This window comes from Methanophagales archaeon (assembly GCA_021159465.1).
Taxonomy (GTDB): Archaea; Halobacteriota; Syntropharchaeia; order Alkanophagales; family Methanospirareceae; genus G60ANME1.
Genome location: JAGGRR010000242.1, coordinates 1 through 1,300 on the forward strand (window position 1 = coordinate 1; position 1,300 = coordinate 1,300).

Here is a 1,300-nt window from a genome sequence, read left to right on the forward strand (position 1 = left end):
TGGAGAGGATAATTTATGGATAAAAGAAAACCAAAAACAAACCAAAATATAAGTGAAAACACTTATATTTTAGCTGAATATAAGGCACTCAGAGACGAAATCAATCATTTGAATGGATTGGCGTCTTCTGCATTGCAGGTGTCAGTATTGGCCTCCCTGGCCACCATAGGATATCTCTTGCAACTAAAAAGTTTGAACCTTCTGCTATTCCCTATACCATTCCTTATAATACTTCCTTCCCTATTTATTATTATTTCTCGCTTCCAAGCTATAATGAGAGTTTCTGGTTATATAAGAGTTTTTCTTGAAAAAGAGGGTGGATTGAGTTATGAGAACCGATACCTTAAATGGATGTCAAGAGTGTCAACGTCAGGAAAGCGGATAGGATTTTCTTTCAGAGAAACCATATTCTACCTTTATCTTGGTTTAGGACTTTTGTCTATTGGAATATTTATTTCAAAAGGTGCCATACCAGACCTTAATCGTTGGATGTTGGTAGTAAGTTATATCTTTGTTTATATTTCGCCCTTTCCCTTTTACTTCTACGCTTATCGGCTTATTAAGCAAGATTGGAGAAAGATTTATGATGAATATTGGAGAAAGGTCAAAGAGGATGAGGGAAATGGAACTGCGTATAATAGCGTATAAAAGAGAAATCAAAGATTTCCCCAAATTGCCTTCGGCAACTTCTTTTATCCGCAAAACGTTATACGCCATGCTGTATCCCAAAAATGAAAAGGAGGTAAATTGACATGGTAGAACACCCGTATCCTGAGTTGGAAGACGTGTTATCCTTAGTAAAGAGGATATACGAAGGTAAGGTGTTGCTTCCAGAATTTCAAAGAAATTTTGTTTGGAGCAACCAGGATATAAAAGATTTATTAGTATCTATACTGAATGGTTATTTTAGGGACATTCCTTTTGCTGCGTCGAGGGGCATCTTTTGATTTTAAAATACGATATTTTCAGGGTGTAAATGAGACTAATTCTACTCTCCCACAAGAACCCGAAGAAAAGAAAGTTGATAAAGTCGTTCTAGATGGGCAACAAAGACTTACAACGCTTTTTATGTAGTTTATCATCCCAAGGGTATACCACCAAAGGACTGCGGTGTTTTTCAAGAAAGGATATAACCTCAGAGATTGGTGGAAAGAATACTATGAAAACGACGGCCAAATTCAAAAGTACTGACCCTCATCTCAAACGCTATCTCTCTGTTGCTCTTTCCTCTTCTCTTGTGTCGCACGATGTACCTTACCTTCTTCTCTGTTAGTCTGCCGTAACCCATTAGTTGTTTGAA

The 1,300-nt window shown here is 37.2% G+C and carries 2 protein-coding genes; both read left to right on the forward strand.

Annotated elements, in window-relative coordinates:
* Positions 1-15 precede the first annotated feature (15 nt).
* Positions 16-648, forward strand: a complete 633-nt coding sequence (locus J7J01_10050; protein MCD6211201.1) for a hypothetical protein — start codon at positions 16-18, stop codon at positions 646-648.
* A gap of 104 nt (positions 649-752) precedes the next feature.
* Complete coding sequence (locus J7J01_10055; GenBank protein ID MCD6211202.1) at positions 753-947, forward strand: DUF262 domain-containing protein; 195 nt, start codon at positions 753-755, stop codon at positions 945-947.
* The last annotated feature ends 353 nt before the right edge of the window (positions 948-1,300 follow it).

Coding starts and splice junctions, on each gene's coding strand:
- J7J01_10055 (MCD6211202.1), top strand. CDS start 753: ATGGTAGAACACCCGTATCCTGAGTTGGAAGACGTGTTATCCTTAGTA.
- J7J01_10050 (MCD6211201.1), top strand. CDS start 16: ATGGATAAAAGAAAACCAAAAACAAACCAAAATATAAGTGAAAACACT.